Here is a 24,849-nt window from a genome sequence, read left to right on the forward strand (position 1 = left end):
GCCGGTCGAGCCTTGTCGGCGTGCTCCGTGGCGAGGCGTTCGGCGAGTTGGGCGAGGCCGGCGGCGAGTTGAGCGATGTCGTTGGTCGTAGCCATGTGGGGCTAGAACAGGGCCAGCGCCGAAGACGAGGCCTTGAGGCTGCCGAGGTGCCCGTGCCACAGGTGCGTGGGGTCGGCCTCGACGGCGGCGACGTACTCCTTCATCGCGGTCAGGGCCGCCGGCTCTTCCGCGTCGTAGACGTCACCCTGGAGCATCTGGATGACGTCCTTGCGGTACCGGTCGTCGTCGATGAACGCGGTGAACAGCACGTTCAGCCGGTAGTACATCGAGATGAAGTCGTACCAGATGTTGACACCCTTGCGGAGGGTGTTGACGTAGTTGTCGAACCGCTCCCGGCGGAAGTCGCCGGCCTGGTGCGCGGCGATGACGTCCTTGGCCGCCAGGCGCGCGCTGTTCATCGCGACACTGACCCCGCTGGAGAAGATCGGGTCGACGAAGCGGGCGGCGTCGCCGATGAGCACCAGCGCGTCGCCGGCGATCTGCTTCATGCCGTAGCTGTAGTCGCCCTCGGTCTTGAACTTCCGCACGCGCTTGGCGTTCTTCAGCGCGTCCAGCATCTCCGGCCGGGTGCCGACGGAGTTCCAGAAGAAGCCCTCGAGGTCGTCCTTGTGCTCCTTGAACTTCTCCTTCTGGGTGACGACGCCGATCGAGGTGATGGTCTCGGTGATCGGGATCTGCCAGACCCAGGTGTTCTCCTGCGGCAGGAAGTGCACGTGGATGTAGTCGGCGTCCTCGGGACGCCGCGCCAGCGACGCGCGGTCCAGGCCCTCGAACCACGTGTGCACGGCGTACTGGTTGAAGACCTTGTCCGGCACCTTGACCTTGAGCTGCTGGCCCAGCAGGGTCTGGCGGCCGGAAGCGTCGAGCACGACGCGGACGGCGACCTCGATCGGCTGCTCGCCGATCTTGGCCTGCAGCACCGGCCGGTCGCGGTCGGTGAAGTCGACGCGGTTGACGCGGACGCCCTGGTAGACCTTGGCGCCGAGCTCCTCGGAGTGCTTGAGCAGCAACGAGTCGAACTGGCCGCGGTCGACGTGCCAGGCGTAGACGCGGTCGACGCCGTCCTGGTCACGCTCCTCGTAAGCGATCTCCGCCACGCCGAGGCCGTGCGAACCGGCGTCGAAGTCCAGCGTGCTGGTCGGGCGGGTGTCCGACGAGGTCCACGCGGCGCCGTACTTGCGGGGGAAGCCGGCCGCCTCGACCTTGCCGATGACCCCGATGTCGTGCATCACGGGGATGACCGCGGGGACGAGGGACTCGCCGACGTGCTCGCGAGGGAACGTTTCGCCCTCGAAGACCACCACCGAAAGGCCGGCCTTCGCCAGGTAGGACGCCGCCGTGGAACCGGCCGGGCCACCGCCGATGATGCCGACATCGTAGTCGTAAGACACAGGTTCTCCGTTCAAGATCCGAGACAGGGGTCAGGCGACCGGGGCACGCAGCGAGGTCACCAGGTCGGCGATGCTTTCGATGTCCTTGAAGTGGCGGGCCACCATCTCCGTGGGCGGGACGCGCACGGAGAACTCCTCACGGAGATAGGCGACCAGCCGGGTGGTTTCGATCGAGTTGAGCAGCCCCCAGTCCAGCAACGGCGTGGTCGTGGTCAGTTCCCCCACGTCCTTGCCGTCCAGCAGGTGCTTCTCGACGAACTCAACGAGCTTTCGCGTGATGTCCACGCGCTCGTCGTCTGCCATGTTCTTCCTCCAGTGACGGCACAGCTCCACGCACGGATGTGCTGGAATTCGGGATGGGTCAGTCGGTGCCCGCGTCGTGCGTGGCCTTGTTGCGCGCGCCACGGCGGGGACGTTCGAGCCGCTCGGTCTCGGCGTTGATGTGCTTGCGCGGGGCGAAGGCGACGTAGCGGCCGCCGGACATCTTGGCCTTGAAGTTCTTCATCCAGCCGTGGTGCCCGAAGTTGCCGTGCTTGTCGAAGCCGACCAGCGAAATGCCGCTGCGGTCGTAGTGGCCGCCGACGAGCAGGCACCACTGGCGGAAGTCCGGGTACTCGTTGGTCAGGTGACGGTAGGTCAGCACGAACGCCAGGTACCGGCGGAAGTCCATGCCGTCGAGGCCCTCTTCGTCGTAGACGCGGGAGATGGCCTGCGTGCTCTGGCCGAGCATCTCGGGGATCGGCGAGGCCGAGCAGATGAGCCAGTGCGACTCGTCGGTCATCGGGCTCTTGATCATGTTCTGCTCGACTTCCCAGCGGAAGTTCGTGTTGAGCTTGCCGGTCTCGATCATCTGCGCCTCGGAGATCTCCTGGGGCACGTAGATGAGCATTTCGTTGGTGCTCTCGAGCTCATCGATCTCGGCCTGCGTGAACGGGCATGGCTTCACCGCGATTTCAGTGGTTCCATAGACTCCGTAAACCATGTCTTCGAGGTTCTCGGGCATGCGCATGGGCAACCGTCCTGAATTCCAGTTTTCGCGTGGCTGATGTGTCGTCAATTTGTTTCTAGCACGGAACCGTTTGGGGAAAACCTCAGAATGACCGGGCGCCTGCTCAGTAGAATTGCGACTTCTCGGTGGAGTCCATCAGCGCGACGGTGTTGCTGGACGGGTTGACGACCGTGCTGACGAGGTCGAAGTAGCCGGTGCCGACCTCGCGCTGGTGGCGGGTCGCGGTGTAGCCGGCGGCCTCGGCGGCGAACTCGCGCTCCTGCAGCTCGACGTAGGCCGTCATGCCTTCGTCGGCGTAGCCGCGCGCGAGGGCGAACATCGAATGGTTCAGCGAGTGGAAACCGGCGAGGGTGATGAACTGGAACTTGTAGCCCATGTGCCCCAGCTCGCGCTGGAACTTCGCGATCGTCGCGTCGTCGAGGTGCTGCTTCCAGTTGAACGACGGCGAGCAGTTGTAGGCCAGCAGCTGGTCGGGGTACTCGGCCTTGATCGCCTCGGCGAACCGGCGCGCGACCTCGAGGTCCGGCTTGGACGTCTCCATCCACAGCAGGTCGGCGTACGGCGCGTAGGCCAGCCCGCGGGCGATGCACGGCTCGATACCGCCGCGCACGCGGTGGTAGCCCTCGGGGGTGCGCTCACCGGTCAGAAACGGCTTGTCCCGGTCGTCGACGTCGCTGGTGATGAGGTTCGCGGCCTGGGCGTCGGTGCGGGCGATGACGAGGCTGGGGACGTCGCAGACGTCGGCGGCCAGGCGCGCGGCCTGCAGCGTGCGGACGTGCTGGGAGGTCGGGATGAGCACCTTGCCACCGAGGTGGCCGCACTTCTTCTCCGCGGCCAGCTGGTCTTCCCAGTGCACGCCGGCGGCGCCGCCGGCGATCATGCCCTTCATCAGCTCGAAGGCGTTGAGCACGCCGCCGAAGCCGGCCTCGGCGTCCGCGACGATCGGCGCGAGCCAGTGCGGGGCGTCCTTTTCGTCCTCGGCCCAGCTGATCTGGTCGGCGCGCAGCAGCGCGTTGTTGATCCGGCGCACCACCTGCGGGACGGAGTTGGCCGGGTAGAGGCTCTGGTCCGGGTAGGTGTGGCCGGAGAGGTTCGCGTCGGCGGCGACCTGCCAGCCGGAGAGGTAGATGGCCTTGAGGCCGGCCCGCACCTGCTGCACGGCCTGGTTGCCGGTCAGCGCGCCGAGCGAGTGGACGTAGTCCTCGGTGTGCAGGAGGCTCCAGAGCCGCTCCGCGCCCAGCCGGGCGAGCGTGTGCTCTTCGGTCACGCTGCCGCGCAGCCGCAGGACGTCCTCGGCGGAGTAGTCCCGGCGGACTCCGCGCCACCGGGGGTCCTCGGCCCAGGACCGGGCCAGTTCGGCCGCCGCGGCTTCGCGGGGCGGCGCTGCGGTGACGGTCATGTCGTTCTCCTGACGTACGACGACGCGCGGCTTCGTGGACGAGACCATTTAGCACCCGGCAACCCCTGCCGAGCGCCACCGCGGGACGAGGACGGAGCATTTCCCTAGTTCTTGCCGGTCGTGCCCCGCCGAGTCCGTGACCGGGGCCGATACTCGGTTCGCGAGCCACGGTGCGAACGGAAGGCGTTTGATGGCGAAGGATCTGCGGACATTCCTGGCCGAGCTGGACCCGGACCAGATCAAGGTCGTGCGCAAGCCGGTCGACCCCGAGTTCGAGGTCACCGCGCTCGTCGACCGCATGGAGGACGACCCCGCCTACCCCGGCTTCCCGGCGGTGCTGTGCGAAAACGTCGGCGGTTCCGAGATCCCGTTGCTCATCAACCTGCACGGCACCTACGAGCGGCTCGCCCGCAGCATCGGCTCGGACGTGCACTCGATGGTTCCCGAATACGCGCTGCGCGAGGGGTCCGGGATCAAGCCGGTCACTGTGGACACCGCGCCGGTGCAGGAAGTCGTGCTCACCGGCGACGACATCGACGTCGGCCTGCTGCCACTGCTCAAGCACCAGGAGCTGGACGCGGGCAAGTACATCACCTCGGCCGTGACCATCTGCCGCGACCCGGACAGCGGCAAGATCAACGCGGGCATCTTCCGCCACCAGCAGCAGGGCCGCGCCCGGGTCGGCATCCAGGTGAACCCGGCCCACCACACCGCGTACGTGCTGCGAAAGCTGCGTGAGCAGAAGAAGCCGATGGAGGTGGCGCTCGTCATCGGCCACCACCCGGCCCTGCTGATGGGTGCGGTGTCCAAGCTGGAGGGCATCGGCGGCGAGCTCGACGTCGTCGGCGGCCTGCTCGGCGAGCCCCTCGAAATGGTGCCCTGCAAGACGGTCGACCTCGAGGTGCCGGCCCGCGCGGAGATCGTCATCGAGGGCGTGATCGACACCGACCCGGACGCGACGGCCGTCGAAGGCCCGTTCGGCGAGTACCCGCGGTTCTACACCCGCACCGGCCCGCAGCCGTACGTGAAGATCACCGCGATCACCATGCGCCGCAAGCCCATCTTCGTCGACGTGTTCAACGCCCACACCGAGCACAGCATGCTCGGCGGGCTCCCCCGGATGGGCAGCATCTACCGCCGGGTCAAGGAAGCCGTCCCGACGGTGACCGGCGTGCACCTGCCGCTGTCGGGCATGGCGCGGTCGCACCTGTACCTGTCGATGAGCAAGCGCGTGGAAGGCGAGCCGAAGCTCGCGGCGTGCGCGGCGCTGGCGGTGGACCCGTTGCTGAAGCACGTGTTCGTGGTCGACGACGACGTCGACGTCTTCAACGAGGTCGAGACGCTGTGGTGCCTGGCGACGCGCTTCCAGGCCGACCGCGACCTGACGATCATGCCCGGCTTCCTCGGCGGCCAGCTCAACCCGGTGACCTACGGGCACAACCGGGAGGAGAAGGGCCCGATGGAGACCAAGCTGATCTTCGACTGCACGAAGCCCGTGCCACCGGCGGTGTTCCCGCCTTCGTGCCGGGTACCGCCTGAGGTCATCGCGCGAGTGGACCACCGCGCTCTGCTGGAAGACGGGGACGCGCTGGCGTCCTACTTGGACTGAAGGTCGCCTTCACCGGTCCACCGCCGGTGGGGGCGATCTTCCACCACCCATGAAGAAGGCCCCCTCCGGCGGAGGGGGCCTTCTCAGTAGGTCAGTGGGTCGACGGGCCGTGCCAGCGCTCGACCAGCTCGTCCGGCGGCTTGATCCCCAGCAGGTCGCACAGCCGCCCGACCTGGTGATCCACCAGGTCACCCAGCGTCGCCGGGCGCCCGTAGAACGCGGGCATGAGCGGCGCGATGATCCCGCCCATCTCCGTCACCTGGGTCATCGCGCGCAGGTGTCCGAGGTGCAACGGCGTCTCGCGCAACGCCACCACGAGCTTCCGCCGCTCCTTCAGCGTCACGTCGGCCGCCCGCACCAGCAGGCTGTCGTTCTGGGACCAGGCGATGGCCCCGAGCGAACGCACCGAGCACGGCAGCACGATCATCGCGTCGATCGGGAACGACCCGCTCGAGATCGACGCCGCGATGTCGCCCGGCCGGTACGTGACGTCCGCCAACGACGCGACGGAATCCGGTGTCCAGTCCGTCTCGAACGCGATCGTCTGCCGCGCCGCCGGCGTCACCACCAGGTGCGTCTCGACCTCCGGCATGCCCTTCAGGATCTCCAGCAGGCGGATCCCGTAGATCGCCCCGCTGGAGCCGGACATCCCGATCACCAAACGGAAAGGCTCAGTCATGCTTCGCCCGCCTCTTCTCGGCCTGACGTTCCTTGACTTCCTCGACCGGGCTGCGCCGGGCCTCCTCCTCGACCATCCGCCGCCACTCGGTCAGCGAGACGTCGGGGCGGTACAGCCGCTCCGGCGGGGCGTCGGTGACCTCCACCATCAGCCGGTCCTCGTCGTTGAACATGCCGTGGAACACCCAGCGGGCCCACGTCCAGTAGTAGAGCCAGAACTTGCGGTTACGCCACTTGCCCTGGTTCATCACCGCGAGCTGGACGTACGTGTGGTTCTCCGCGGACGCCGCGACCCACCACTCGAAGTGCGACCACTCCGCGTACTTCACCCGCAGCGTGCCCGGCAGCCGCAGCGACACCTTGGTCTTGTTGCCCTCGCGCCGCCGGTACCACTTCTTCTTCGGGAAGTCGCCGAGGCCGGGGAACGAGGCGCTGTAGTGCATCTTGTCCTTGCGGCGGGTGATCCACGGCCCGTCGCGGATCACCTTCATCTCGCTCCACACCGGCATCTTGACGCGCTTGGTCCACAAGGCGTTGCGGTGCAGCCATTTCGCGTGGCCGTCGTCGAAGCCGTTCTCCGCGCCGAAGCGCCAGTTGCCGTCCCGCACGGTGATCCGGCCGACGACGACGGCGTCCGGATCGAGCAGCTCCTCCGGGACGTCGTCGGCGAACGGGCGGGCCGGGCCGTCGCCCAGCCAGACCCAGACCAGTCCGCGGGCCTCCTCGACCGGGTAGGTGCGCACGGTGACCTTGCCGCAGATCGGCGACTCCGGGCCGTCGGTGATCGCGGCGACCAGCACGCCGGTCTCCAGGTCGAACGTCCAGCCGTGGTAACAGCAGCTCCACGTGCCGGGGAACTCCTGCGACGACATCTTGTGGCTCAGCGGCACCCCGCGGTGCGGGCACCGGTCGTGCAGCGCGCGGACCTCGCCGCCGTCGCGGATCAGCATGATCTTCTCGCCGAGCACCTGGACGGCGTGCGGCTTCTTGCCGATCTTGCGCGACCACGCCACCGGGTACCAGTACTCGCGGAAGCCGAGCGCCGCCGCCTCGTAGCGCGGCCAGGTCGACCAGTCCCGGCGGCCGGGGCCGCCGACGGTCGCCTGCCGCCGCGCCGGGCGGACCTCGTCGTCAACAGTGTCGGTCATCAGTTGTCTCCTCGACTGCTCGCGGGAGGCTCACACAGTTCGGCGCGTTGCCGGGTGGTCACGTCCACCACGACGCCGACCAGCAGGTCGACGAGCCGCCGCATGGCGGGCAGGTCCGCGACGCCCATGGAAAACCCTTCGAACGGCCCGGGCTCTGCCGCCATCGGTAGGCCGATCCGCGCGGTCGGGATGCCGTGGCGGCGCAGCACGCCGCCGTCGGACAGCCCGCTGCCCGGCTTGCCCGGCACGTGCGGGCGGCCCTCGACCTCTTCCCAGGCCCGCACCAGCCGGGTGACGACCGGGCTGTCGGCGGGCGTCGCCGACCCCGCCTGGCCGGCCACCAGCTCGACCTCGATCCCGACGGCGGGCTCCGACGCCCGCAGCTCGGCGACGATCGCCTCGAACTGGCCGGCGACGGCGTTGACCGTGGTGCGCGGGTTGACCCGCAGGTCGACCCAGAACTCGCAGGTCGCCGGGTTGAACGCCGGCTTGGTTCCGTCGCCGGCCCGGATCGCGGTGACCGCGCCCTGCGGCGCCACCTGGCCCGACGAGTTGCGCGCGGTGTACTCGGCGAACCAGCCCTCCAGCCGCCCGACCATCCGGGCGGCCGCGACGATCGCGTTGTTGTAGCTGCCCTTGTGCCGGCTGCCGGTGTAGCCCACCGAACCCCGCACGACGACGCGGAAGATCGCGAACCCGACCTCTTCGTGCACCACCGAGTAGCCCGGCTTGAGCACGATCGCGAGATCGGAGGAGCACTGGCCGTGGTCCATCAGGAACTGGGTGCCGACACCCATGCCCGAGTTGCGCCGCGAGGACTGCTCCCCGGCCAGCACCGGCATGCTGCCGCCGACGAGCGCGACCACCAGCTGCCCGTCAAGCGGCACGCCGGAGCGGTGCACGGCGAGCGCGGCGGCCAGCGCGCAGCTGGCGAACGCCTTGGGGTTCTCCGCGCCGAGCCCGACGACCTTGTCGCCGTAGCGCTGCGCGGGCAGCGTGAAGTCGTCGCGAGGCCGTTCCCCGAGCCACGGCGCGTCCTCGCGGCCCGGCGCGAACGCCGTGTCGAGCGGGGCGAGCAGGAGCAGCTGCGCGCCGGTGCGGCCGGTGCCGACGCGGGTGACGAGGTTGGCCTGGCGTTCGTCGATCGCCTGCACGCGGCTGTCGATCCCGGACGAGGTCATCACGTCGCGGAAGTACTCGGCCAGCTCCCGCTCGCAGCCGGTCGGGCTGGGGATGTCGGTGGCCGCCTGGCACAGCAGCGCCAGCTCCTCCTCGTCGACCGAGGCGCGGGCGGCCTTGACCCATTCCCGCTGCCAGCCGGACAGCTGCGTGATGTCCGGGTCGATCGGGTCCGGGGTCATGAGGTCTTGATCTCGGTGCCGGACACGTGGTGGTGCCCCCACAGGCTGGTCGGCCCGGCCAGCTGCCGCGTCGACCAGTCGGCGGTGTCCACGTCCAGGCCGTCCCAGCCGTACTCGATCTCCCAGCCGGACGGCGTCTCGAGGTAGAACGACACGGCCCGGTCGTTGGTGTGCCTGCCCAGCGTGCGCGTGACGATGCGGCGGTCGTAGGCGACGTCGATGGTCGCGCCGACGTCGTCGAGCGTCGTCGTCTCCAGCATGATGTGCCGCAGGCCGGGCTCGTCGGTCTCCACCAGCGCGATTGAGTGGTGGCGCGGGTTGCAGTGCAGGAACGCGATGAAGCCCTTGAACGTGTCGCTGACGCCGAAGCCGAGCGTGTCCACCAGGAATGCCAGCGTTTCGGCGTAGTTCGTGACGCCGACGACGGCGTGGCCCATCCCGTGCTCGCCGGTCCGGTAGCCGGTCAGCGCGCGGGTCAGGCGCAGCGGCCGGAAGTCGGCCTCCTGCCCGTAGAACAGCTCGTGGCGCAGCCCGGACGGGTCTTCGAGCCAGACCATGCCCGCGACGCGACGGTCGGCGCACTCGGCGGCGGTCGCCCGGGTGATCGCGACGCCGGCCGCGGTCAGCTCGTGTTCGAGCGCGGTCAGGTCGGCGGCGCTCGCCACCTCCCAGCCCAGCCAGGACAGCGCTTCGCTCTCGCCGTGGCGCACGTCGAAGCGGTAGGCCCGCTCGTCCATGCGCAGCAGCAGGCGCCCGTCGTCGATCCACTGGCCGGGCAGGCCCAGGACGTCCGCGGCGAAGGTCTCCCAGGCCGCGACCTCCCTTGTGGACAGTCCGACGTAGGCGAGACTGCGGATGCGCATGGGGTTCGTCCTCCTGCTGGTCACTCCGCACGGCCCAGGAAGTCGAGGACCACGCGGTCGTGTTCCTCGGGCTGCTCCCACTGGGGCCAGTGCGCGGCGTCGGCGACGCTGTGGAAGGCCGCGCCCGGGATGAGTTTCGCGATCCGGCGGCCCACGTCGGGCCCGCTGCCGGGGTTGTGGTCCGACCACAGCACCAGCGTCGGCACGCTCACCGTCGCCAGCCGGTCCTCGGAGATCTTCCGGTTCGGTCCGGAGCCGAACCCGAAGGAGTTCTCGAACACCGTGCGCAGCGCGGCGTTGGTCGCCGGTTCGGCGTAGATCCGGCGGCGGACCTCGACCAGCTCGTCGGTGACGCGGTCGGGGGTGGCCATCAGCCACTCCAGCCGGGTGCGGATGGTCTCCGGCGTCGGGTTCTCGATCGCGGCCAGCGAGCGGGTGCGCAGGGCCTCACGCCCTTCGGCGGGGCGTTCGTTGACCGAACCCGGCGCCCACTTGATGCCGGCGGTGGTGTTGAGCACCAGCTTGCCGACGCGCTCGGGGTGCTCCAGCGCGAGGGTCAGCGCGACCCAGCCCCCGAGCGACTCGCCTTCGAGGTGCGCGCGCTCGATGCCCTGGGAGTCCAGCAGGTCGAGCACCTGTGCGACGTACGTGCCGACGGCGTCGTGCGTGAACTCCGGCTTGGCGGAGAAGCCGTGCCACAGCAGGTCCATCGCCATCGCGCGGTGGCGCCGGCCGAGCCGGGTCACGTTGCGCGCGTAGGCCTCGGCGTGCCCGCCGACGCCGTGCAGCAGCACCAGCGGCTCGCCGTCGCCGGCCTCGATGACGCGGGTCCGGTACTTCTCGCCGAGGACGTGCGTCCGGCTGCCGAGCAGCTCGGTCCAGATGGTCACCTCGGGCACTCCCAACGGTTCGGCGGGCCCGACCGGGACCGGTGGTACTGGTGTTCGTGGCAGGGGCGGCAGGACTCGAACCTGCAACCGTCGGTGTTGGAAACCGCTGCTCTGGCCAATTGAGAGCTACACCCCTTCGCCCCGGTTTCCCGGTGCGAGATCATTATGCGGCGGTTTTTTTGGGGAACCACCTAGCTTGTCGCCGCACCACCGAAACGGTCCGGGGTGAAGACGTCGACCAGCTCGTCGCCCACGCCGTCGACGATGCGGCCGGCCAGCGCGCGCCCGAACAGCGGTCCGAGCGTGACCCCGGCGCTGGCGACGGCCTCGTAGTACCCCGGCACCGCCGACAACGGCCCGACGCTCGGCAGTTCGTCACGCGCACAGCGCGCGTCCACGACGCTCGCCGTGCGCACGGTGGCCGTGCCGAGCAGCGGGACGACCTTCGCCGCCCGGTCCAGGAGGTCCTTCACGAACTCGGGGTCGGGCTCACCCGAGCGCGCGGGCAGGCCGCGGTCGACGCGGTCCGAGCGCAGGACCACGCGGCCGGGGCCGTCCGGCCGGATGCTGACCTCGGGCGCGCGCAGGATGCAGGGCAGCGGGTCGCCGTCGACCAGCAGGTGGGCGATCAGGCTGCGCCGGGGCTCGCCGAGGAACGGGCGCGCGCCGGCCAGTGCGCCGATCTCGTCGGCGGCCGAGCCGGTGGCGTTGACCACGGCGTCGGCTTCGATCCGGCGGCCGTCCGCGAGGCCGACGCCGCCCGACACCGACGTGACCTCGGCGTTCAGCTCCAGCGTTGCGCCGTAGGAGATCGCCTGGTCGAGGAGGTGGCGGGTGAAGGCGACCGCGTCGATCCAGCCCTCGGCGGGCAGGAAGGCGACCGGTCCCGACGCGGGAAAGACGACCGAAGGGGCCTCCGGGGCGTGCCGGTCGACCGGGCAGCCCCACTCTTCGAGCTGGGCGAGGTAGCCGGTGAACGACTCGTCGTCGGTCCAGGCCACCGTGCCGGTGCGGTGCCACCAGGGCGCGGGCGCGAACTCGCCGGCGAGCGCCGCGTGCTCGGCGATGCCCGCCTGGTTCAGCTCGAAGTAGGACTTCGGGAAGCGCCGGTACGCCGTCGCGGTGGCGAACCCGACCTCCGTGGTGCCCGAGGCGGGCCGGTCCGCGCGGTCGACGCAGTGCACGCGCGCGCCGCGCCGGGCGAGGTGGTAGGCCACCGAAGCTCCGATGACGCCAGCGCCGATCACGACCACCTTCGGCGGCGCCATCAGTAGAGCCCTTCCGGCGCGGCCTGGCTCACCTGCAGCGGGCGCACGTTGTACACGCCGTCGACGGGCCATTCGCCCTTGGTGTCGTAGCGGGTGGCTTCGTCGCGCTCCATCAGGTTGGGCAGGAACAGGTCCTCGTGCAGCACGGTCAGCTTCAGCTGGCCCGACTGTCCCTTGTCGACGGTCTTCTTGAAGTCTTCCGGTTCCACCACGGACATCGTCACCTGCGGGTACGTCGGCGCGTAGGGAAGGATCGCGCCGCCGTCCTCGGGGTGCAGGCTCACCGCGTTGCCGAAGGTGTTGCCGTAGCCCGACCGCACGAGCCCGCCGTCGAGGGCCTTGACGAAGTCCTGGTACATCTGCGGGCTCATGTGCGTGCCGCCCAGGCGCACGCCGTCGAGCGCGGCGACCAGATCCGGGTGGCGCGCGATCAGCTTCTGCAGCAGGGCGGGCGTGGTGTTGAGGTAGTGGACGTGCTGGGAGCGCAGGCAGTCGACGATCTGGCCGAGGACGTGCTCGGTGTACTCCCCCAGCTCCTTCATCTTGCCGGCGCGGATGAGCTGCTTGATCCAGCGCGGGTCCATGTCGATGCCGTACACGAGCCCGGCCAGCTGCTCGGACAGCTCGATCGCGCCGTTGCCGATCTGGTGCGGCCCGCTCGGCGTCGCCTGCAGCCAGGTCCGGCCCGCCTGGTACCCGTCGAAGAGGTACGACCAGCGCCGCCATTCGACGCGGTGGGTCATCATGTCTTCGGTGTAGAACACGCGCACGGGGTCGCCGGTGGTGCCGCCGGACTCCCAGACGCGCCCGATCAGCGGCCGCGGCACGGTGCGCGGCACGAGGTCGCCGGGGTCCAGGCCGCGCAGGTCGCCGGGCGGGAACGGGCCGAATTCGGCGAGCTGGTCGTACCGCGTGATGTCCATCGGGTCGAACGACAGCTCGGTCGCCCGCTTCAGCCAGTACGGGCTGCCGAGCTCGGGGTTGAAGTGCCGCCGCACCACGTGCCGCGTCCACGCGTCGAGGTCGAGGGACAACCAGTGGTCGGTCAGGCTGGCACGTTCGTGCGTGCGGGTGCTCACGGACTCTCCTTGGTTCAGACGCCGGGGGCGACGAGGTCGACCGCGTAGTCGTAGATCGCGGTCATGGCTTCGGTGACGTGGTGCGGCTCGGTGATCCGCACGACGGGGAACGGGAAGTCGAGGACGCCGGCGGGCAGCGTGGGGCCGAGGACGAAGGCGAGCCGGACGCCCTGTGCCTTCAGGCCGGCGCACACGTGCGGCAAGCTCATCGTGGTGGTCTTGTTGCGGCGGAACAGATCGCGGACCTCGTCCGCCGTCGTCAGCGCGCGTTCTTCGAGGAACGAGCACACCGGGATCCGCGGGTCGGCCACGGCCATCGCGTCCACGGTCGGCGCCATGAAGTCGGTCGCGTACTGGCGCAGCGGGGAGTGCACGGCGAACGGCTGGCCGTCGATGACGCTGATCATGCCGGGCGGGCTCTGCGCGACCAGCTTGTCCAGGGCTTCGGCGGTGCCGCTGAGCATGAGCAGCCGGGCGGTGCCGTTCGAGAGGACGCCGAAGTCGCCGCCGAGGTACACGCCGGGGCGCCGTTCGCCGTAGTAGAACGTGGGGTCCTCGGTGACCGGGAGGAAGGCGATGGCCGCACCCTGCGCGGGCGGGGCGGGGTCGGGCACCGGCGTCTTGGCCTCGCGCACGAGCAGGTCGAACAGGGTGCGGCGGTCCACGGCACCGGCGACGGAGCTCGCGATGAGGCCGCCGAGGCTGATGCCGCCGGCGACGGCCGGGTGGATGTCGGACTCGGCGAGCACGTCGTGGATTCCGAACGCCAGCGCGGCCAGCCGGATGCCGGCGAGGCTGAAGCGGTCGTGGTCGTTGCGGGACTCGAGCTCGCCGCGCAGCAGGGCGCGCGGTTCGATGCCGGTCCAGTCGCGTACCTGCTCGTAGGAGCGGCGCATGGCCGGGTACGCCTCGTAGAGGTTCGCGCCGTGCTCCGGGTCGGGATCGGAGATGTTCGCACCGAACAGATATCCCAGAGTCACCGAATTCTCCTGACGTGTCGACGCGGCTGCCGCGACGCTACGCACGCGCTCCGGGGCGAAGCCGGGCTAGCATGGGGTCTCTAGGCAAATCCTCAGCTCCGGGCGCGGGACTCTTTAAGAGTTCCCCCAGGGTTGGCTTGCTAGGGCCACTATCGCGGGTCCGGCGAGGGGAAAAAGGTGGCAGCCGGCCCATCCAGGCTCGTCACCCTATTCGCCGGAGGTATCAGAACGTGGAGTATGGCGTCTCGCTGTTGCCGGACTGCGACCCGGAGACCACGACCGCCTCGCAGTACTTCCAGGATGTGCTGCGGGTCAGTGTGCTCGCCGATCAGCTCGGCCTGAACTACGTCAAGATGACCGAGCACTACCTGCGCTCCTACGGCGGATATTCCCCCAGCCCGCTGGCGTTCCTGTCGGCCGTGGCCGCGCGCACCGAGTCCATCCGCCTGATGACCGGCGGCATCCAGGCCTCGTTCCACCACCCCATCCAGATAGCCGCGCACGCGGCCCAGGTCGACGTGATGAGCGGCGGCCGCCTGGACGTCGGGTTCGCGCGGGCGTTCCTGCCGTACGAGTTCGAGGCGTTCGGTGTCGACATGGACACCAGCCGCGAGCGGTTCCTCGCCACGATCGAAGCGGTCGTGCGGCTGTGGAACGAAAAGGACGTCACGGAGAAAACGCCGTTCTTCGAATACGAAAACGCGAATTCGCTGCCGGCACCGGTGCAGGAGGACGGCCCGCCGGTGTGGGTGGCCGCGCTGGCGACCCCGGCCAGCTTCGACTGGACCGGCCGCAAGGGCTTCAACCTGCTGATCAGCTCGACCCAGCTCAACGAGATGGCCCGCAAGCGCGAGTACGTGGAGCTGTACCGCAGCGCGTTCCTCGAGAACCACGCAGATTCCGGCCGCAAGCCGAAGTTCGCGGTGAGCATCCCCCTGCTGATCGCCGACACCGACGAAGAGGCACGCGACCTGGCGGTGCCGTTCATGGTGAAGTCGTTCAACGCGTTCAAGGAGGCGATCCTGTCCTGGCACAACGTGGAGTCGCCGGCGTACGAGGGCTACACGGCGATGGCCCGCCAGATGGCGAGCTTCGACCTGGAGACCGACGGACTGGAGGCCAAGGCCGTAGTGGGCTCACCGGACACGGTGCTGGGCCGCATCGAAGAGGTCCGCGACGTACTGGGCCCGGACGTGATCCTGTGGAACCTCGACTTCGGCGGCCAGTCGTACGAGACGATGTCCCGCACGCTGAACCTGTTCGCGGACAAGGTCATGCCCGCCCTAGGTTGACCCCTCCCAGGGGTGAAGAAGCGGAAGGGCCGGTGGCCGCGAGGCCCCGGCCCTTCCGTCAAGCAACCCGGACGAGCGTGAACCCAGACTCCCCCTGCACCCCGATCCGAAGCCAAAACACGGCCGGCGGCACCGGGTCAAGGCATCTTTCCCGCCTTGACGCGGTACCGCCGGCCGTAGTCACAATGGGGCTTCGGGGTGCCCGAGAACCACCCCTCCGTGCGAAAAAGTATGTCAGCCGCTGAACCCCAACCCACCCTGAGCAGCGATCATCGTCAACCGAATACCACGCAGCGCCTTCTCCAACCCAGGAGCAACCTCACCAACCCGGTCGGTCAGCTCCTCGATCCGCTCCTTGTACTCACCCTTGCTCTCCTTGCGCGTCACCACACTCGGCACAGTCCCAGCGGCCGCCAGCGCGACGAGCGCGGCATCATCCGCACCGACCTGCGAAGCCGGGGTGGACCCGTGCAGCACCTCGACCGCGTGCTCCTGCAGAGCCTTGGCCAGCGCCGGGTCGGTCACCGTCACATGGGTCTTCGGGACCAGGCCCAGGACCTTCTTCTCCTCGACCGTCAGCAGCTTCTGCTCCACGAGCTGCTCCTCGATCGCGTCGAGGGTCTCCTTGTAGTCGTGCCGCAGCCACGACTTCCAGCTGCGCTTCTCGTTGCCGATCTGCGCCAGCACCCGGTCGAGCACCGGGTCGCCCGTCGGGTCGGACTTGACCAGCACGGCGTCGCCGTCGTCGTCGGCGATGTTGCCGCGCAACGCCAGCTCCGTGAGCACCCCGGCGCGGGTCAGGAACGCCGTGCGGGTGCGGTCGTAGAGGTCTTCCTTCTCCAGGTCGTAAGCGAGCAGGTACGCGCGGTAGTGGACGGCGGTCGGCGTCTCGGTCATGTCGGTCACCCGTTTCTGTGTCGGTCGTCGGTACGGGCCGGGATCACCACGTCCGGCCGGATTTCCCCCTGGCGGACGCGCCTGGCATTGCGTACTACCCGATCTTGGCGGATCGGACACGCGCGAAAAACGGCCAAAGGTTGACAGTCGGTGACGGAAGGTTGTCGGCCCACAACCTTAGTTGTTCCGGCATGCGGAGCAACCGGGCTTAGCAGTCTCCCCAGACGTCGGCCGAACGGGTGGACCGGCGCCCCACCAGGCCGTTAAGAGAAAGAGGCCACTTTCTTCCACTATCCGCAATGGACGGCTCATGACCGCTCGAAGTGTCAGGCGTGGGGTGCTGTTCCTCTCCCTCCTCGGCCTGCTCGCCCCCGGGGTGCCCGCCGGCGCCGCACCGCAGCCGGTTACGGCCGCGTCCACTCTCCAGCAGATCGTGCCCGCCCCGGTGTCGGTGACGCCGGACCCGGCCGTCCGCTACCGGCTCGGGCCCGCGACGGTGGTGTTCACCTCCGGCGGCACCGACGCCCGCCAGGTCGGCGACTACCTCGCCGGGCTGCTCCGCCCCGCGACCCGGTTCGCGGTCCCGGTGGTCACCGCCCCCGCCTTCCCCGGCCGCGCCCAGGCGCTGCCCGGGATCTCGCTGCTGCTCGGCGGCGCCGACCCGCGCGTCGGGGCCGAGGGCTACCAGCTCGACAGCACCGCGTCCGGGGTGACCATCCGGGCCGCGAAGCCCGCCGGCCTGTTCAACGGCGTGCAGACGCTGCGTCAGCTCCTGCCCGCCTCGCTCAGCGGGACGCTCACGGTCCCCGGCGGCCACATCCTCGACTACCCGCGCTACCCGTACCGCGGCGCGATGCTCGACGTGGCGCGGCACTTCCTGCCGGTCGCCGACGTGAAGAAGTACCTCGACGACATCGCGCTGTACAAGGTCAACAACCTGCACCTGCACCTCACCGACGACCAGGGCTGGCGGCTGCAGATCACCGGCTGGCCCAACCTGACCGCCAAGGGCGCGAGCACCGGCTCCGGCGGCGGGGCCGGCGGGTTCTACACGCAGGACCAGTACCGCGACATCGTCGCCTACGCGCAGAGCCGCCACATCACGGTCGTGCCGGAGATCGACATGCCGTCGCACTTCGGCGCGGCGCTGTCGTCGTACGCCGAGCTCAACTGCGACGGCGTCGCCGGGCCGGTCTACACCGGGCTCACGCCGGCGCCGCGGTCGGATCTGTGCGTCGACAAGCCGATCACGTACAAGTTCATCGGCGACGTGCTCGGCCAGCTCGCGGCGCTCACCCCGGGCAGCTACCTCGACGTCGGCGGCGACGAGATCCAGGACCTCGACGACGCGCAGTACACCGCGTTCATGGCGAAGATCGCGCCGATGGTGACCAAGCACGGCAAGAAGCTGCTGGGCTGGGCGGAGATGCTCACCGCGACCCCACCGAAGGGCGCGACCGGCGAGTTCTGGATCTACGACGGCACCCAGAACGAGGTCGGCGAAGCGAGCCAGAAGGGCGCGAAGCTGATCATGGCGCCGTGCGTCTACACCTACCTCGACATGAAGTACGCCCCCGGCGTCCCGGCCGACATCGGCCTGGAGTGGGCGGGCGACATCAGCGTCCAGGCCGCGTACGGCTGGGACCCGACCGCGGTGGTGCCCGGAGCGTTGAACTCGAACATCGACGGCGTCGAGGCTCCTTTGTGGACGGACACCGTGCGCAGCTTCGACGACGTGCGCTACCTGGCCTTCCCCCGGCTGCCCGCGATCGCCGAGATCGGCTGGTCGCCGCAGGCGAGCAAGGACTGGACGTCGTTCTCGTCCCGGCTGGCGGCGCAGGGACCGCGCTGGAAGGCGCTCGGCGTGAAGTACTACGCGGCCCCGGAAATCCCGTGGCCGAAGAACTGATCCGGCGGGAGAAGCCGACGATGGCGAACAAGGACGGGCGGCTCTGGGAGGCCTACTGGAAGGACCTCCCGGACCGCGCGGGCGCGGCCTTCTGGGACTGCGAGCCCGCCGACGGCGCGGCGGCGCACGCCGAGCTGTTCAAGGCCCACTTCGACCCGGCGCTCCCGCTGGTCGACCTCGGCTGCGGCAACGGCACCCAGACGAAGTACCTGGCCGGGCTGTACGACCGGGTCGTCGGCGTCGACATCGCCGAGGCGGCGCTGAACCGGGCGCGGGTCGAGAACGGCGGCGACAACGTCGCGTTCGAGCTGCTGGACGTGCTCGACGACGCGGCGGTGGCGGCGTTCCGTTCGCGGTACGGCGACGTGAACATCTACCTGTCGGGCGTGATCCACCAGCTGCCGGTCGACCGCCGGGTGGCGTGCGCGCGCAACCTGGCGGCGCTGGCCGGGGCGCGCGGGTGCGTGTTCAACCAGGAGCTGACGCCGGCGAGCTACACGTACATGCAGCAGCTGATCGCGGACCCCGCCAACGACCTGCCGAAGCTGGAGAGGGTGTCGATCTACTTCGGCATCGGCTTGCAGCCGGCGGCGGGCGAGGCCGAGCTGGAGACGGTGTACGAGGTAGCGGGCTTCACCGTCGTGGACGGCGGCGAACTGCTGCTGCGCACGACGGAGACGCTGGCCGACGGCTCGGGGCTGAACCTGCCGACCCACTACGTCATCGCCCGCAACTCCTGAGGGCACGGATAAGGGGCGGTCCCGAGTGCGGGACCGCCCCTCGTCCGTTTCCCGGTCGGGGCGGGAAAGTCAGTGCGCGGCGGCGAGCTTGGCCCGGTCCGTCTTGCCGTTCGCCGTGCGGGGCAGCTCCGCCACCAGGCTCACCTCGTCCACGATCATGTACTTCGGCAGGTGCGCCGCGCAGTGGGCCTTCATCCCCAGCAGCGTCACGCGCTCGCCCGGGCGTGCGACGATCGCCGCGCGCAGGCGGGCGTCGATGCCCGCTCCCGCCACCACCACCGCCACCTCCGCGACCGCCGGGTGGCGGGCCAGTGCCGTCTCGATCTCGCCCAGCTCGATGCGGTGGCCCCGGAGCTTCACCATCGCGTCGCGGCGGCCGGCGTACTCCAGCTCGCCCGCCGCGTCGTAGCGGCCGACGTCGCCCGTGTGGTAGCCGCCCAGCTGCGGTGGTGCTCCCCAGTACCCCAGCATCACCGTCGGGCCGTCGACGACGATCTCGCCGTCGGGGGACAGCGTCAGCATCGCACCCGAACACGCCCGCCCGATCGGCAGCGCACCGGTTCGCGAGAGATCCGCGGCCGTCACCTCGTAGCTGGTCACGACGTTCGTCTCGGTCGGCCCGTACCAGTTGAACAGCCGGACGCCCGGCCACGCGCGGCGCAGCGTCTGCACCCCCGCGATCGGGAACGGCTCCCCGGCGAACACGCACACCCGCAACGACGACGGCGCCGGCCGGTCGAGCAGGCCGCCGTGGCGCATCATCAGCAGCAGCGCCGACGGCACCGAGTACCAGACCGTGATCCCGCGGCCGTGCAGGAAGTCCGTCAGCTCGGCGGGCGAATACGCCAGGTCCGCGCCGGCCAGGTCCACCGACGCCCCCGCGAAGAACGCGCCGTACAGGTCGAACACCGACAGGTCGAAGTTGAACGGCGCGTGGTTGGCCAGCCGGTCGTCCGCGCGCAGCCCGGTCTCCGCCGCGGCCCACCCGACGAACGCGAGCGCGTTGCGGTGGCTGATCAGGACGCCCTTCGGCGCGCCCGTCGAGCCGGACGTGTACAGGATGTAGGCGGGCTCGTCCGGCCCGACGTGCTCGAGCGGCACCCGTCCATCCACATCGGACAGTGCGGCGAACGAGCTGAGCGGCGGCGGGTGCGCGCCCCAGTCGGCCACCGTGTCGGTGACGACCAGCGCGGGCGTGCAGCTCTCGGCGATGAGCCGCACCCGCGAAACGGGATTCGACGGCGCGACCGGCACGTACACCGCGCCCAGCCGCAGCGACGCCTGCATGAGCGCCACCACCTCGACGCTCTTCTCCGCCCAGATCAGCACCCGGTCGCCGCGGCGGACGCCGGCCGCGTGCAGCCCGGCGGCCTGCCGGCCGGCCAGCTCGTCGAGTTCGCGGTAGGTCAGGGTCGTCTCGCCGTCGTGCACCGCGGGCGCGTCCGGAGTGCGCTCGCGGGCGGCGAGGACCAGCTGGTGCAGCAGTTCCACCGTGCTCACATCCCCAGTTCCATCGCGACCAGCTGCCGTTGCACGTCGGAGGCGCCGGAGAAGATCGTGCCGCCGATCGCGTCCCGCAGCGCGGCTTCGATCCCCCGCTCGCGCAGGTAACCGCGGCTGCCGAACAGCTGGATGGCGTCGGTCGCGCTCGCCACCATCCCTTCGGACACCGCGAGCTTCGACAGCGCCGCGAACAGCGTCGCGTCTTCGCCCTCGTCCAGCGCCCAGCAGGCCCGGTACAGCAGCAGGCGGGCGCTTTCGGCCCGCAGCTTCATCTCGACGATCCGGTTGGACACCGACTGGAACTCGGCGAGCCGCTTGCCGAACTGACGGCGGCCGCGCACGTGCTCCAGGCAGCGTTCGATCAGCCGGTCCTGCACGCCCAGGTACAGCGCGAACAGGCAGGCCCGCTCCCAGCCCATCGAATGCTGGAAGATCGCCGAGCCCTGGCCCGGTTCGCCGAGCACGGCGTCCGCGGGCACGAAACAGCCGGTGAAGGTGACCTCGGCGGCCACGCAGCCTTCCATGCCGAGCTTGGCGAACGGCTCCCCGAAGGTGATCCCCGGCGAGTGGGCGTCGAGCGCGAAAGCCGTGATGCCCCAGTGGCCGGCCGCCGGGTCGGTGACCGCGTAGGTGACCAGGACGTCGGCGACGGGACCGTTGCTGACGAAGCTCTTGACGCCGTCGAGCACGAACCCGCCGTCGACCGGGGTGGCCGTGGTCCGCAGCGCGCCGACGTCGGAACCCGCTTCGGGCTCGGTCATCGCGTTGCCCGCGATCAGGTCACCGGCCGCGAGGCCGGGCAGGAGCCGGTCGCGCAGCGCGTCACCGGCGAAGTCGACGATCGGCATCGTGCAGGCGAACAGGTGCGCGGCGGCCCCGAAGACGAGGCCGGTGTCCGGGCAGCCGCGCCCGGCTGCTTCGAACACCCGCGCGGTGTCGAGCGCGGTGAGGCCGCCACCGCCGTGCGTCGCGGGCACGCTGGCGCCGAGGACGCCGAACTTGCCCAGCAGGGCCCACTTCTCGCGGCTGAACACGTACTCGGGTGCGGCCGGGAAGGCCGCCCGTGTGTCGGCCACCGTCCGGTCGTAGCGCTGCCGCTGGTCCGCGGTCCAGCCGAACTCCATCCGCCCACCTCCACCAGGGTTCGCGCCCGAGGCTAGCGGCGGGACGTCTGGCGAAATCCCAGAATGCGCGGTGCGAGCATGGCCAGGTGACCCGACACGTCGTGCTCTGCACCCTGCCCGGCTACGGGCACGTGACCCCCGTCCTGGACGTGCTCGGCGAGCTGGTCCGGCGCGGCCACCGGGTCACGGTCGCGACCGGCAGCGCCTTCGCCGACCGGATCGCCGCGACCGGCGCTCGTCCGCTCGGCTACCGGGAGCCGGGTGACGACCCGGGTTCCCACCGCCTCGCGGCCGCGCTGACCGGCGCGTCCAGCTGTCTCGCGCCGCTGGAGCCCGTGCGGAAGCTGCTGGCGGACGACCCGCCCGACGTGCTCGCCTTCGACTCGACCATGTGGATCGCGGGCCGCGTGCTCGCCCACGACGTCGCGTGTCCGACGGTCCAGCTCTCGGCGTGTTTCGCCTCCAACGAGCACTACTCGCTGCCCGCGCACGTGGCGCGCTACCCGGCTCCGGAGTCCACAGAGGACTCTTACGACTTCCTGGCCGATCTGAACGCCCTGCTGGCGGCCGAGGCACCGGGACAGACGGCGGAGCAGTTCCTCGACGACGGCCGCGACCACAAGCTGGTCCTGATCCCCCGCGACTTCCAGTACGCGGGCGGGACGTTCGACGACCGGCACACGTTCACCGGCCCGTGCTTCGGCCCGCAGCGGCCGCTGACGGGCTGGGAGCCGCCGTCGAACGGGAACCCGGTCCTGCTGGTGTCCTTGGGGACGTCGGCGTTCAACGACCAGCCGGGCTTCTTCCGCCAGTGCGCAAGCGCTTTCGCGGACCTGCCGTGGAACCTGGTGATGACCCTGGGCGGCGGCGTGGACCCGGCTTCGCTGGGCGAGCTGCCGCCGAATGTCGAGGCACGCCCATGGGTTCCGCACCCGGCGGTGCTGCGGCACGCGTCGGCGTTCGTGACGTCGGCGGGCATGGGCAGCGTGATGGAGGCGTTCTACTGCGGGACGCCGCTCGTCCTGGTGCCGATGCACGGCGAGCAGGAGGTCAACACCGAACGTGTGGTGGAGCTGGGCCTCGGCGTGCGCCTGCCCCGGGAGGACCTGACGCCGGAATCGATCCGCGACGCGGTCCTCGCGGTGGCAGCGGACGAAGGCATCGGCGCGCGCATGCGCGCCATGCGGGACCACACCCACGAAGGCGGCGGCGCGGTGGCGGCGGCCGACCGCATCCTCGCTCTCTGATCCCGGAAACACCGAAGGGGACCTCCCAGCGCGGGAGGTCCCCTTCGGCAAAGCCCGGAACTCAGCCGGAGTCGCGCTTCCCCATCAGGGAGAACGCCACCACCAGCGCCACCGCGACCCACGTCAGCAGCGTGCCGCCGCCGGTCAGCGGGCCCAGGTACGTCACCGAGTCCGTCTTGAGCTGGGCCGTGCTCAGCTGCTCCGCCGCCGACGCCGGGAAGTACGCGAGGATGTCGCGCTGGACCCACGTCGGCAGCAGCGCGCCGAGGATCGCCGGGGCGAAGATGAAGCCGATCGCGGTGGCGATCGCGCCCGCCGCGCTGCGCATCATCACGCCGAACGAAAGGGCCAGCAGCGCGAACGCCGCGAACTCCGCGCCCCAGCCGAGCAGGCTGCGCAGCACGCCCGGGCCGCCGAGGCCCAGCGTCGGGATGGCCGGGTTGATGCCGAGGACGAGCTGGCCGATGAAGAACGCCGCCGCCGCGAACAGGGTGCCGAGCACGAACGTCAGCAGCCCGACGACGATGGCCTTCGAGATCAGGACCCGCCCGCGGTGCGGGGTGATGGCCAGCGTGAGCCGCATCATCCCGGTCGAGTACTCACCGGACACGGCGAGCACGCCGAGCACCGAAATGAGGATCAGGCCGAGGTTCATCCCGACCATGGCGGTGCCCGCCGAGTCGAAGTCCGTCGTCTGCCCGGCCGGCAGGTTCTTGTAGTCCTGCTCGGTCAGGAAGCTGAACAGCACGGAGAACCCGACGCTGACGACCGCCGCGGCGATGACGACGAGCCAGGTCGAGCGGACCGACCTGAGCTTGGTCCACTCCGCGGCGAGCGTGTTGCCGATGCCGGGCGAGGTCTTCGTTTCCGGCAGCGAAGCCGTTGCGGTGGTCACGTTATTCAGTCCCTTCCGACGCGAGCGCCCGCACCGTCTCGAGTACCTTGTGCTCCTCCGGCGGCGCGCCGTTGTGCGAGCGGTACTGCACGCTGTCCTTGGTGAGGTCCATGAACGCGGCCTCGAGGCTCGCGCGGACCGGCGTCAGCTCGTGCAGCCCGAGGCGCCGCTCCAGCGCGAGGTCGCCGATCTCCGGCGAGTCCAGGCCGACGACGTTGAGCGAGCCGTCGTCCAGCTTCGTCACCTTGCCGCCGGCCCGTTCGAGAGCCTCGGCGAGCTCGGTGGCCTGCGGCGAAACCACGTGGACGTGGCTGCGCGCGCTGCGCTGGGTGAAGTCGGCGATCGGCATGTCGGCGATGAGCTCGCCCCGGCCGATCACGATGACGTGCGCGGCGGTCTCTTCCATCTCGTTCATCAGGTGGCTGGACACGAAGACCGTCCGCCCCTCGGCGGCGAGGTCCTGCATCAGGGTCCTGATCCAGTAGATGCCCTCGGGGTCGAGGCCGTTGACCGGCTCGTCGAACAGCAGCGTCGGCGGGTCGCCCAGCAGGGCGGTCGCGATGCCGAGCCGCTGGTACATGCCGAGGGAGAAGTTGCCGACCTTCTTGCCCGCGACGTCGGTGAGGCCGACGGTGTCGAGCACCTCGTCCACCCGCTTGCGCGGGATGCCGCCGGCCTGGGCCACCCACTGCAGGTGCCGGTACGCCGTGCGCGCGCCGTGGACGGCCTTCGCGTCGAGCAGCGCCCCGACCTCCCGCATCGGCGCGGGCAGGTCCCGGTAGGCCTTGCCGTTGACCGTGACCGAGCCGCCGCTGGGGGCGTCCAGGCCGAGGATCATCCGCATCGTGGTCGACTTGCCCGCCCCGTTGGGCCCGAGGAAACCGGTCACGACGCCGGGCTTGATCTCGAACGACAGGCCGTTGACGGCCGTCGTGTCCCCGTATCGCTTCGTCAGATCTCGTGCTGTGATCACGCGCCTGCTCCGTATCCGTTCCTGTGTGCCTGAGGACTAGTCAACCGGCAGCCACCGCCGTCGTGCTAGATCACAAGGTCGCTTGTCACCGCAACCAAAGTTGCAACCCCCGTTCGGGTGTGATCTTCCCAGTACCCTGGGCGACCGGCAACTCGGGAATGTCAACTTTCGATGGTCCGAAGACGACTTTCGAGGACTCACAACGCAGATCGCCGTGTGCTTGAATCGATCACAAGAGATTCGTCGTCCATCGTTCCAAGGAGTTTCCCATGGCCAAAGAACAAGGCGGCCGTCCGTTCGTTTCCCTCGTCATGGGGCTGATCCTCGTCGCGGGCGGGGTCGCCATCATCATCAACGCGGGCGAGCACACCATCGGCGTGATCGGCGGCGGCGTCACCATCGTCGTCGGCCTGCTGTTCTTCGTCCGCGGTGCGACGTCACGGAAAACGACGGCCGCGGGACGACGTCGATTCTTCATTTCCTGAATAGCCGATCCGGCGGACCGAAACGGCCGCCCTGGTGTCCCGTCGGGGG

23 protein-coding genes and 1 tRNA gene are annotated in these 24,849 nt (G+C 69.9%); 6 read left to right on the top strand and 18 right to left on the bottom strand.

Annotated features, from left to right (window positions below):
* Positions 1-101: 101 nt before the first annotated feature.
* From ABZ342_RS24475 to aceA, 4 genes are all read right to left on the bottom strand, one after another.
* Positions 102-1,451, bottom strand: coding sequence for an NAD(P)/FAD-dependent oxidoreductase (locus ABZ342_RS24475; RefSeq protein ID WP_360477093.1), 1,350 nt, complete (start codon positions 1,449-1,451; stop codon positions 102-104).
* Between the two features lie 30 nt (positions 1,452-1,481).
* Positions 1,482-1,754, bottom strand: coding sequence for an acyl carrier protein (locus ABZ342_RS24480; protein ID WP_155545874.1), 273 nt, complete (start codon positions 1,752-1,754; stop codon positions 1,482-1,484).
* Between the two features lie 58 nt (positions 1,755-1,812).
* Positions 1,813-2,433: a hypothetical protein gene (locus tag ABZ342_RS24485; RefSeq protein WP_155545873.1), complete on the bottom strand. Its 621-nt coding sequence runs from the start codon at positions 2,431-2,433 to the stop codon at positions 1,813-1,815.
* A gap of 130 nt (positions 2,434-2,563) precedes the next feature.
* Positions 2,564-3,859 (bottom strand): isocitrate lyase, encoded by a 1,296-nt coding sequence (gene aceA, locus ABZ342_RS24490; RefSeq protein ID WP_360477097.1) that lies wholly within the window; start codon positions 3,857-3,859, stop codon positions 2,564-2,566.
* A gap of 190 nt (positions 3,860-4,049) precedes the next feature.
* Between aceA and ABZ342_RS24495 the strand changes: the two genes are divergently transcribed.
* Positions 4,050-5,468, top strand: a complete 1,419-nt coding sequence (locus ABZ342_RS24495; protein ID WP_360477100.1) for a UbiD family decarboxylase — start codon at positions 4,050-4,052, stop codon at positions 5,466-5,468.
* Between the two features lie 91 nt (positions 5,469-5,559).
* On the opposite strand, the gene ABZ342_RS24500 is transcribed toward ABZ342_RS24495, so the two are convergent.
* The 9 genes from ABZ342_RS24500 to ABZ342_RS24540 all read right to left on the bottom strand — a co-directional run bounded on the left by ABZ342_RS24500 (position 5,560) and on the right by ABZ342_RS24540 (position 13,735).
* Positions 5,560-6,147, bottom strand: a complete 588-nt coding sequence (locus tag ABZ342_RS24500) for a UbiX family flavin prenyltransferase (protein WP_155545870.1) — start codon at positions 6,145-6,147, stop codon at positions 5,560-5,562.
* Positions 6,140-7,294, bottom strand: a complete 1,155-nt coding sequence (locus tag ABZ342_RS24505) for a Rieske 2Fe-2S domain-containing protein (RefSeq protein WP_360477103.1) — start codon at positions 7,292-7,294, stop codon at positions 6,140-6,142. Before ABZ342_RS24505 ends, ABZ342_RS24500 begins: the two co-directional genes overlap by 8 nt.
* Positions 7,294-8,655 (bottom strand): peptidase dimerization domain-containing protein, encoded by a 1,362-nt coding sequence (locus ABZ342_RS24510; protein ID WP_360477106.1) that lies wholly within the window; start codon positions 8,653-8,655, stop codon positions 7,294-7,296. Before ABZ342_RS24510 ends, ABZ342_RS24505 begins: the two co-directional genes overlap by 1 nt.
* Positions 8,652-9,518, bottom strand: a complete 867-nt coding sequence (locus ABZ342_RS24515; protein WP_360477109.1) for a VOC family protein — start codon at positions 9,516-9,518, stop codon at positions 8,652-8,654. Before ABZ342_RS24515 ends, ABZ342_RS24510 begins: the two co-directional genes overlap by 4 nt.
* Positions 9,519-9,538: 20 nt before the next feature.
* Positions 9,539-10,408 carry an alpha/beta hydrolase gene (locus ABZ342_RS24520; RefSeq protein ID WP_360477112.1) on the bottom strand — a complete coding sequence of 290 codons (870 nt, stop codon included), beginning with the start codon at positions 10,406-10,408 and terminating at the stop codon, positions 9,539-9,541.
* Between the two features lie 57 nt (positions 10,409-10,465).
* Positions 10,466-10,544 (bottom strand) — tRNA-Trp (locus ABZ342_RS24525).
* 55 nt (positions 10,545-10,599) lie between these two features.
* Complete coding sequence (locus tag ABZ342_RS24530; RefSeq protein WP_360477115.1) at positions 10,600-11,676, bottom strand: FAD-dependent oxidoreductase; 1,077 nt, start codon at positions 11,674-11,676, stop codon at positions 10,600-10,602.
* Positions 11,676-12,755: a hypothetical protein gene (locus tag ABZ342_RS24535; RefSeq protein WP_360477118.1), complete on the bottom strand. Its 1,080-nt coding sequence runs from the start codon at positions 12,753-12,755 to the stop codon at positions 11,676-11,678. The genes ABZ342_RS24530 and ABZ342_RS24535 overlap by 1 nt, the downstream gene beginning before the upstream one ends.
* 14 nt (positions 12,756-12,769) lie before the next feature.
* Complete coding sequence (locus ABZ342_RS24540; protein ID WP_360477121.1) at positions 12,770-13,735, bottom strand: hypothetical protein; 966 nt, start codon at positions 13,733-13,735, stop codon at positions 12,770-12,772.
* 230 nt (positions 13,736-13,965) lie between these two features.
* Here ABZ342_RS24540 and ABZ342_RS24545 point away from each other — a divergent pair, with 230 nt between their 5' ends.
* The gene (locus ABZ342_RS24545) at positions 13,966-15,027 is read left to right on the top strand and encodes an LLM class flavin-dependent oxidoreductase (protein WP_360477124.1); all 1,062 of its coding nucleotides are present in this window, start codon (positions 13,966-13,968) and stop codon (positions 15,025-15,027) included.
* A 234-nt stretch (positions 15,028-15,261) separates the two neighbouring features.
* Here the strand turns inward: ABZ342_RS24545 and ABZ342_RS24550 are convergent, their stop codons facing one another.
* Positions 15,262-15,924 (bottom strand): GPP34 family phosphoprotein, encoded by a 663-nt coding sequence (locus tag ABZ342_RS24550; RefSeq protein WP_155545862.1) that lies wholly within the window; start codon positions 15,922-15,924, stop codon positions 15,262-15,264.
* 310 nt (positions 15,925-16,234) lie between these two features.
* Here ABZ342_RS24550 and ABZ342_RS24555 point away from each other — a divergent pair, with 310 nt between their 5' ends.
* Together ABZ342_RS24555 and ABZ342_RS24560 are read left to right on the top strand one after the other, a co-directional pair.
* Complete coding sequence (locus tag ABZ342_RS24555; RefSeq protein ID WP_360477128.1) at positions 16,235-17,833, top strand: beta-N-acetylhexosaminidase; 1,599 nt, start codon at positions 16,235-16,237, stop codon at positions 17,831-17,833.
* Positions 17,818-18,573 carry a class I SAM-dependent methyltransferase gene (locus ABZ342_RS24560; RefSeq protein ID WP_360477131.1) on the top strand — a complete coding sequence of 252 codons (756 nt, stop codon included), beginning with the start codon at positions 17,818-17,820 and terminating at the stop codon, positions 18,571-18,573. Before ABZ342_RS24555 ends, ABZ342_RS24560 begins: the two co-directional genes overlap by 16 nt.
* A gap of 69 nt (positions 18,574-18,642) precedes the next feature.
* Here ABZ342_RS24560 and ABZ342_RS24565 read toward each other — a convergent pair whose 3' ends face one another.
* Both ABZ342_RS24565 and ABZ342_RS24570 read right to left on the bottom strand, forming a co-directional pair.
* Positions 18,643-20,073, bottom strand: a complete 1,431-nt coding sequence (locus tag ABZ342_RS24565; RefSeq protein ID WP_360477134.1) for an AMP-binding protein — start codon at positions 20,071-20,073, stop codon at positions 18,643-18,645.
* The gene (locus ABZ342_RS24570) at positions 20,070-21,200 is read right to left on the bottom strand and encodes an acyl-CoA dehydrogenase family protein (RefSeq protein ID WP_360477137.1); all 1,131 of its coding nucleotides are present in this window, start codon (positions 21,198-21,200) and stop codon (positions 20,070-20,072) included. The genes ABZ342_RS24565 and ABZ342_RS24570 overlap by 4 nt, the downstream gene beginning before the upstream one ends.
* Positions 21,201-21,286: 86 nt before the next feature.
* On the opposite strand from ABZ342_RS24570, the gene ABZ342_RS24575 reads away from it, so the two are divergent.
* Entirely contained in the window at positions 21,287-22,447 is a 1,161-nt protein-coding gene (locus ABZ342_RS24575) for a macrolide family glycosyltransferase (RefSeq protein ID WP_360477140.1), read from the top strand.
* Positions 22,448-22,508: 61 nt separating this feature from the next.
* Here the strand turns inward: ABZ342_RS24575 and ABZ342_RS24580 are convergent, their stop codons facing one another.
* Positions 22,509-23,342, bottom strand: a complete 834-nt coding sequence (locus ABZ342_RS24580) for an ABC transporter permease (protein ID WP_360477143.1) — start codon at positions 23,340-23,342, stop codon at positions 22,509-22,511.
* A gap of 1 nt (position 23,343) precedes the next feature.
* Complete coding sequence (locus ABZ342_RS24585) at positions 23,344-24,315, bottom strand: ATP-binding cassette domain-containing protein (protein WP_155545856.1); 972 nt, start codon at positions 24,313-24,315, stop codon at positions 23,344-23,346.
* 269 nt (positions 24,316-24,584) lie between these two features.
* On the opposite strand from ABZ342_RS24585, the gene ABZ342_RS24590 reads away from it, so the two are divergent.
* Positions 24,585-24,800 (top strand): hypothetical protein, encoded by a 216-nt coding sequence (locus ABZ342_RS24590; protein ID WP_360477147.1) that lies wholly within the window; start codon positions 24,585-24,587, stop codon positions 24,798-24,800.
* Positions 24,801-24,849 lie beyond the last annotated feature (49 nt).

The organism is Amycolatopsis sp. NPDC005961 (assembly GCF_040629235.1).
GTDB lineage: Bacteria > Actinomycetota > Actinomycetes > Mycobacteriales > Pseudonocardiaceae > Amycolatopsis > Amycolatopsis camponoti.